Origin of the sequence: Actinophytocola sp., from assembly GCF_035942955.1 — a bacterium.
GTDB lineage: Bacteria > Actinomycetota > Actinomycetes > Mycobacteriales > Pseudonocardiaceae > DASYTH01.
In genome coordinates, this window is the sequence record NZ_DASZCQ010000091.1 from 1 (window position 1) to 7,058 (window position 7,058).

General features: G+C 74.5%; 8 protein-coding genes. 5 read left to right on the plus strand and 3 right to left on the minus strand.

Features of this window, described 5'->3' with window-relative positions; translation table 11 throughout:
- Together VGX25_RS09540 and VGX25_RS09545 are read right to left on the minus strand one after the other, a co-directional pair.
- A partial coding sequence (locus VGX25_RS09540) for a hypothetical protein (RefSeq protein ID WP_326917272.1) occupies window positions 1–335 on the minus strand: 335 nt, incomplete at its 3' end.
- Window positions 319–834 carry a sigma-70 family RNA polymerase sigma factor gene (locus tag VGX25_RS09545; RefSeq protein WP_326917273.1) on the minus strand — a complete coding sequence of 172 codons (516 nt, stop codon included), beginning with the start codon at window positions 832–834 and terminating at the stop codon, window positions 319–321. The genes VGX25_RS09540 and VGX25_RS09545, both read right to left, overlap by 17 nt.
- 172 nt (window positions 835–1,006) lie before the next feature.
- Here VGX25_RS09545 and VGX25_RS09550 point away from each other — a divergent pair, with 172 nt between their 5' ends.
- From VGX25_RS09550 to VGX25_RS09560, 3 genes are all read left to right on the plus strand, one after another.
- The gene (locus tag VGX25_RS09550; RefSeq protein ID WP_326917274.1) at window positions 1,007–1,888 is read left to right on the plus strand and encodes a methyltransferase domain-containing protein; all 882 of its coding nucleotides are present in this window, start codon (window positions 1,007–1,009) and stop codon (window positions 1,886–1,888) included.
- 151 nt (window positions 1,889–2,039) lie between these two features.
- Window positions 2,040–3,428, plus strand: a complete 1,389-nt coding sequence (locus VGX25_RS09555; RefSeq protein ID WP_326917275.1) for an ankyrin repeat domain-containing protein — start codon at window positions 2,040–2,042, stop codon at window positions 3,426–3,428.
- 39 nt (window positions 3,429–3,467) lie between these two features.
- On the plus strand, window positions 3,468–3,989 hold the full coding sequence (locus tag VGX25_RS09560) for a pyridoxamine 5'-phosphate oxidase family protein (protein ID WP_326917276.1): 522 nt from the start codon (window positions 3,468–3,470) through the stop codon (window positions 3,987–3,989).
- 1 nt (window position 3,990) lies between these two features.
- Here the strand turns inward: VGX25_RS09560 and VGX25_RS09565 are convergent, their stop codons facing one another.
- Window positions 3,991–5,499 (minus strand): UvrD-helicase domain-containing protein, encoded by a 1,509-nt coding sequence (locus VGX25_RS09565; RefSeq protein WP_326917277.1) that lies wholly within the window; start codon window positions 5,497–5,499, stop codon window positions 3,991–3,993.
- Between the two features lie 79 nt (window positions 5,500–5,578).
- Here VGX25_RS09565 and VGX25_RS09570 point away from each other — a divergent pair, with 79 nt between their 5' ends.
- Both VGX25_RS09570 and VGX25_RS09575 read left to right on the plus strand, forming a co-directional pair.
- The gene (locus VGX25_RS09570; RefSeq protein WP_326917278.1) at window positions 5,579–6,673 is read left to right on the plus strand and encodes an alpha/beta fold hydrolase; all 1,095 of its coding nucleotides are present in this window, start codon (window positions 5,579–5,581) and stop codon (window positions 6,671–6,673) included.
- Window positions 6,674–6,772: 99 nt separating this feature from the next.
- The coding region (locus VGX25_RS09575) for a hypothetical protein (RefSeq protein ID WP_326917279.1) at window positions 6,773–7,058 on the plus strand (286 nt) is incomplete at its 3' end.

Here is a 7,058-nt window from a genome sequence, read left to right on the forward strand (position 1 = left end):
GGGGCGGGGGCGGCGCCCCCGGTCAGCAGGGCGACGACGCCGACGGCGGCGACCACCGGGCTGCGCAGCCTGGCCCGCCACCGGGCGGCCGGGGCGGGCGCGGCCACCCGCCGGCGACCCGCGCCGAGCGCGCCGGACAGCCGGCGCCACCCCGCTTCTACGTCCACAGTGGACTCAACCGCCAGCGCCGCGCCGGCGGACGTCGCGTCCTTTCGGGCGGCGGCCAGCCCGGAAAGGCACACCGGGCAGCTCGCGACGTGCTCCCGGTCGGCGTCGGCGACACCGGCCGGGTCGTCGACGAGCCGGCGCAGCGTGCCGTCACTCGGATGCCGCATGGTTCAACTCCTTGCGAAGGGCGGACTCGGCGCGGCGCACGGTGGTGCCCACGCTGCCCGGGGAAAGATCGAGCGCGGCGGCGACCTCGGCGTAGCTGAGGCCGCTGTGCCGCAGGACGAGGGCGACAGCCTGCCGGTGGGGCAGCCGCGCCAGCGCCGCCCGCACGCGGCGGCGCTCGTCGCGGGTCACCACCGCGTCGGCGACGTCCGGACCGACGGCATCGGGGTTGCCGGCGGCCTCTTCGCGGGAGGCGCGGCGGCGGCCGGAGCGCAGGTGGTTCAGCGCGGTGTGCGCCGCGGCGACGGACAACCACGGCACCGCCTCGCCGGCCGGCACCGAGGAGCGCCCGAACGCCACGAACACCTCCTGCGCCACGTCCTCGGCCTCGTCGCGGGAGCCGAGCACGCGCGCGGCCACGGCGACGACCCGCGGATAGGTGGCGCGGAAGACCTGCTCGAGGTCGGGTCGGACGGCCCCTCGTCGCGCAGGACTCGACACGACCACGCCACCCCTACCCTTCCGCTCGGCTCGCCCGGCCGCCGCGCCGGCTGGGTCGGGGGACCGAGCGGCGGGCCGGGCGACGGCCGGTGCGCTCCCACCATGCCCTACGTCCACATCCCTTGAGCACCGCCGGCGCTCTACATGTGACACCGGCGCGAGAATTGGCGGCATGGACGACATCTGGTCGCGATGGCTGACCCGGCGCCGCCACGGTGGTGATCCGGAGGTGCTGCGCCGCACGAGGGAATGGCTGGCGCCGGTGCGCGACCGGGTGCTCGACGGCGCCGGGATCGCCGCGGGGCAGACGGTGCTCGACATCGGCTGCGGCGACGGGTTGCTCGGGTTCGGGGCGCTGGACCGGGTCGGCGACGACGGCATGGTGATCTTCAGCGACGTGTCGTCCGCGCTCGTCGACACCTGCCGGGAGGTCGCCGACGAGGCCGGCGTCGCGGACCGGTGCCGGTTCGTCGTCGACGGCCTGCCCGATCTGGCGGCGGTGCCGGACGCGAGCGTCGACGTCGCGCTCACCCGCTCGGTGCTGATCTACGTCGACGGCGCGGCCAAGCCGGCCGCCTTCGCCGCGATGCTCCGGGTGCTGCGCCCCGGCGGCCGGCTGTCGATGTTCGAGCCGATCAACCGGCACGGGCTCGGCGAGCCGCCGCACCGGTTGTTCGGCTTCGACGTGCGCGGCCACGAGGCGGCCGCGGCGAAGGTCCGGAACGCCTTCCAAGCCGACGGCCGCTCCGGCACCCTGCTCGACTTCGACGAGCGGGATCTGCTGGACTACGCCGAACGGGCCGGGTTCGTCGGGATCAAGCTCGACCTGATCGTCGAGCGCGAGGTCCCGGTCGAGCCCACGTTCCGCAACTGGGACGCCTACCTCGCCAGCGCACCGAACCCGCGGGCGGCGACGATCGGCGAGGTGCTGGACCGGGTCCTCGACCGCGCCGAGCGGGCCGCTCTCGAGCGTCACGTGCGCCCGCAGCTGGAGACCGGCACCGTCCGGTACCGCTCGGCCGTGGCCTACCTGCGCGCCACCCGCCCGGTCTGACCCGGGGCCGGCGCTACAGTGGGGCCGGCGCGGCCGGGGCCGCGTCCGGTCCGCGGGAAGGGCTGCGCCCACCTCGGGCATGCACCCACCTGATCGCACCTTCTTCCCCGCCCGGTGCCAGCGGACCGCGGGCGATGGGAAGGAGGCTGCCATGCCGCCCGCCACCGACGTCGAGAAGCTGCGCAAGCGGGCCAAGGACCTGCTGCGCGACCTGCGGGCCGGCCGGCCCGCCGCGCTGGACCGGCTCGCCGCGCACCACCCGAACCCGCCCGCGCCGCCGCGCCTGGCCGACGCCCAGCTGGTGATCGCCCGCGAGCACGGCTTCCCGAGCTGGCCCAAGCTGCACGCCTATGCCCGGCGGGTCGCCGCGCACGGGCCGACGCTGCGGCACGCGTTCGAGGAGAACGTCGACTACTACGCCGACCGGGCCGACGGTCTGCTGGCCTCGGCCACCGACGGCACCGCCGATGCCGTGGCGGCGTTCGCCCGGTGGGACGCGCCGCTGACCCGGCGCGGCGCCCGCACGGTGGTGGCAAGCGACCACGGGTTCGACACCTGGGCGGCGCTGTGCGAGCACGTCGAAGGGCTGGCCGCCGGCGGGGAGCCGTTCCACCGGGCCTGGCGGGCGATCCGCGCGCAGGACCCGGACGCGCTGGCCGCGCGGCTGGACCGGTTTCCCGAGCTGGTCGCCGCGCAGGGCACCAACGGCAACGACCTGCTCGGGCTGGCCGCCGGCACCCGCGACGAGCGGCTGGTCGCCCTGCTGGTCGAGCGCGGCGCCGACGTCGCACGCGGCAACGTGCACGGCTGGACCGCGCTGCACCAGGCCGGCTACTGCGGGCTGCCGCACATGGCGCGCGTCCTGCTCGAGGCCGGTGCGCCGGTGGACGTCTCGGCGCGCGGCGACGGCGGCACCCCGATGATCATCGCGCTGTTCTGGGGCCACCGGGACGTCGCGCGGCAGCTTGCCGAGCACGGCGTGGCGCCGCGCAACCTGCGGGCCGCCGCCGGACTCGACGACGTCGACCTGATCGACGAGCTGCTGTCCGCGACCGGCCGGCCGACCCCGGCGGCCGGCGCGCACCGGGCGTTCTACCGGCCGCACGGCGGCTTTCCGGCCTGGCGGCCGTCGGCCGATCCGCGGGAGGTGGTGGACGAGGCGCTGTCCTGGGCCGCCCGCAACGGCAGCGTGCGGGCGATCGAGCGGCTGCACGCGCGCGGCGCCGACCTGGACGCCGATGTCTACCGGGGCACGCCGCTGGCCTGGGCCGCGGCCCGCGGCGAGGCGGAAGCCGTGCGGCGGCTGCTCGCGCTCGGCGCCGATCCCGACCGCCGCGGCACGTTCGGCGGTCCGACGCACGGCCGTGGGGTGACCGCGCTGCACCTGGCCGCGCAGGACGGCCACGTCGAGGTCATCCGGGTGTTGCTGGACGCAGGCGCCGACCCCGCCGTGCGCGACGAGGTCTACGACTCCGCACCATCCGGCTGGGCCGACCACTTTGGACACTCCGACGCGGTGGAGTTGCTGGCCGCTCGGTGAGGTCCGCGTTCTGCCCGGCGCGGGGGCTATGGTGGGCGCATGGCCGACCGAACGCCCGCCGAGGTGACCAACCTGGACCGGTACGGGGATGCCGCGCTTGAGTGGAGCCGAGCCGAGGAGGCGCTGGCGGCCGGCCCGGTGAGCGGCTCGTTCTTCCTCGGCACGACCGGACCCGGCGGCCGCCCGCACGCGGCGGGCGTCGGCGCCGTGTGGCTCGACGGCGACCTCTACTTCGTCAGCGGGCCGGGGACCCGCAAGTCGCGCAATCTGGCGGCGAACCCGGCCTGCACCGTCTCGGCCAACCTGCCGGGGATCGACCTCGTCATCGAGGGCGAGGCGCGGCGGGTCACCGACCCGGCGACGCTGGAGCGGGTGGCCGCCCACTACCGCGACGACGCCGGCTGGCCGGCCGAGGTGGACGGGGATGCGTTCACCGCCCCGTACAGCGCCCCGAGCGCCGGACCCCCACCGTGGCACCTGTACACCGTCGCCATCCACACCGTCTTCGGTATCGCCGGCGCCGAGCCGAACGGCGCGACGCGCTGGCGCTTCCCACGCTGACCTACGGACCGGCCGGTTGCTCCGGCTTTCCGTCTGGGTGCCGGTTGATCCAGGACAGTCCGCCGAGGTCGAGCCGGTCGCGGGCGCGGGTCACGGCGACGTAGGCAAGCCGCGCCTCCGCGGGGTCGATCGGACCGGGGAGCGGCTCGCCGGTGGCGTCGACCTCCTGGTCGGGGTCCTCGGGCTCGTGAAAGTCGTTGGCAATGCGCACGGTCGGCCATTCCCGGCCCTTGGCCTTGTGCACGGTGGACACCGTGACCTCCGCGCCGGCCTCGTCACACAGCCGGGAGATCACGTCGAGCACGACGTCCACGCCGTGCTCGTCGATCACGTCGACGAACGGCTGCAGCTCGCGGCCGTCTGGGTCGTTCTCGGCGTAGTCCTGGACCTCGCCCCAGGTGGCGAACAGCAGCAGCTCGGGGTGGCTGGTGCGCCGGCCGCTCTTGAGGTCCCGCGCGGCGAGCGCCAGCTCGGACAGCGTGTCGCCGCGGCCGACCAGCGCGACGCGGCGGCCCATACTGAGCAGCGTGAGGATCTCGGCCATGGCGCCGCCGTTGGTGCGGCACAGGATCGCGTCCGGCCGCTCGACCTTGTCCAGTCCACTGTCGAGCGACGGCGATCCGGTGATCCGGATCGGCGCGCCGGCGATGGCCAGCCAGCGGTTCGCCTCCACCGCGATGCCTTCCCCGAACCGGAACGAGTGCGACAGGGTGAGCTGCACGCCATCGAAGCCGGTCATCACGTCCCTGGCGCCGCGCCAGCCGTAGATCGCCTGGCCGGAGTCGCCGACCATGACCAGCTGCGCGTGCCCGCGCTGGGCATTGAACACCTGCTCCACCACGGGGTTGGTGTCCTGCGCCTCGTCCAGCAGCAGGAACTTCCCGGTGATCACCGGTTCGGTCAGCGCCCACATCTTCAGGTAGTGGTCGTGCCGGAACCGCACCCGGCCGCGCTCGGGGTTCTGCAGGTCGACCCACATCCGCTCGGCGTACGGCAGCACCACCTCGGCGAGCTGGTCGTGCAGGTACTCCTCGCCGATCCCCCTGAGCCACGGCACATGCTGCGGACCGATCACCGCGTCGGCGGACTGGCAGTACCGGATCACCGTCTCCTGGGCCGCATACGCCAGGCCGCTTGCGGTGATCCGGCGTTGGCCCAGCCGCAGCTCCAGGTTGATGCCCAGCATCGCGGCCAGCTTCGCGCTCGACATCCGCGGCGCCTTCAGCCGGTCCTCGTAGCGCCAGCCGACGGCCCGGTAGGCCAGGCTGTGCGCGGTCCGGCAGTCGACGTTGCTTCCGAACGCGCCGCGCGCCTCGCGGGCGATGGCCGAGTTGAACGCGAGGTAGCGGCCCCACCTGCGGGTTCCGGCGGCCAGCATGGCCAGCGTCGTGGTCTTGCCGCTGCCCGCGCCGGCCTGCAGCACGAGGTGGTGGCCGGCGCAGAACTCGGTCACCGCCGCCCGCTGCTGCGGCGTTGGCTCGTGCTCCGGGGCGGAACGGCGCGCGGGCACTCGGCCTCCTCCCATCGCAAGCTGCAATCGGCATGATCACAATAGCCGCCGGCGCGCCGCCGGTGGGTACGATCTGCTGATGCCGCCCGGACGTGGTGCCCCGCAACCGCGGCAGGAGCTGAGGTTCTGCCGGTCCGCCGACGGCACGCGCATCGCCTACGCGCGGCACGGGTCTGGCCCGCCGCTGGTGATCGCCACGTGCTGGCTGAGCCACCTGCAGCACGACTGGCAGAGCCCGGTGTGGCGGCACTTCCTCGCCGACCTGGGCGAGTTCGCCACCGTCATCCGGTACGACGAGCGCGGGCACGGTCTGTCCGACTGGGACGTCGAGGACTTCGGCCTCGAGGCGCGGATCGCCGACATCGAGGCGGTGGTCGACGACGCCGGGCTCGACCGGTTCGCCCTGATGGCCATGTCGCAGGGCGGCCCGCCCTCGATCGCCTACGCGGCGCGGCATCCGGAGCGGATCTCCCGGCTGATCTTCTACGGCAGCTACGCGGCGGCGTTACGCGACCCGTCGCCGGAGGACCTCGAGCTCGACGAGACGTTCGAGCGGCTGATCAAGGTCGGCTGGGCGCGGCCGGACTCGACGTTCCGCCGGGTGTTCACGTCGATGATGATCCCCGGCGCGTCCGAGGAGCAGATGCGCTGGCTCGACGAGCTGCAGCGGGTGTGCACCTCGCCGCGCAACGCGCTCGACGCCCGCCGGCAGCGCAAGCGGGCAAACGTGGTGGACCTGTTGCCGCGGCTGGACTTTCCCACCCTGGTGCTGCATTCCCGGGACGACCGGATGAACCCCTTCTCAGACAGCCGGTTCCTCGCGTCGGCGATCGCGGGTGCGCGCCTCGTCGTGCTGGAGAGCGCGAACCACATCCTGCTCGGCGACGAGCCGGCCTGGCCGGTGTTCCGCGACGAGGTCGCCGCGTTCCTCGCGCCGGACCGCGCGCCGTCCGCGGTCCCGGCCGCAGTGGACGCGGCGTCCGTGCTCTCGCCGCGTGAGCTCGACGTGCTGCGGCTCGCCGCCGAGGGCCAGGACAACGCGGCCATCGCGCGATCCCTGACGCTGAGCGTGCGGACGGTCGAGCGTCACCTGCACAACACGTACGCCAAGCTCGGCATCCAGGGCAAGGCCGCACGGGCGGCCGCCGTCGCCCGGCTGCTCAGCCGCGCCTGACGGCTACGCGTTACCCGACACCCCCCGCGCGCCACCGCAGGCGAAGTTGCGTGCACGCGCCGACGCGCCGAGCCCCGCCGTGCTCGTAGGTTCGCCGCCATGACCACACCGGACACCACGAGCTTCCTGGCCGCCACCGAGCCGACCGACCACATGCGCGATCGCGACCTCGAGCAGATCGGGTTCGTGATGAACCTGTCCCGGGTGTGGGCGCACCAGCCGTCCCTCCACACAGGACTCTTCGATCTGCTCGCCGAGGCGGCGAAGGCGGCCGCGCTGACGTTGCGGCAGCGCGGGATCCTGGTCGTCGCGTGCGCGTCGACGCTCGGTGACTCGTACTGCTCGTTGGCGTGGGGGAACAAGCTCGCCGGCGCCGCCGGCGACG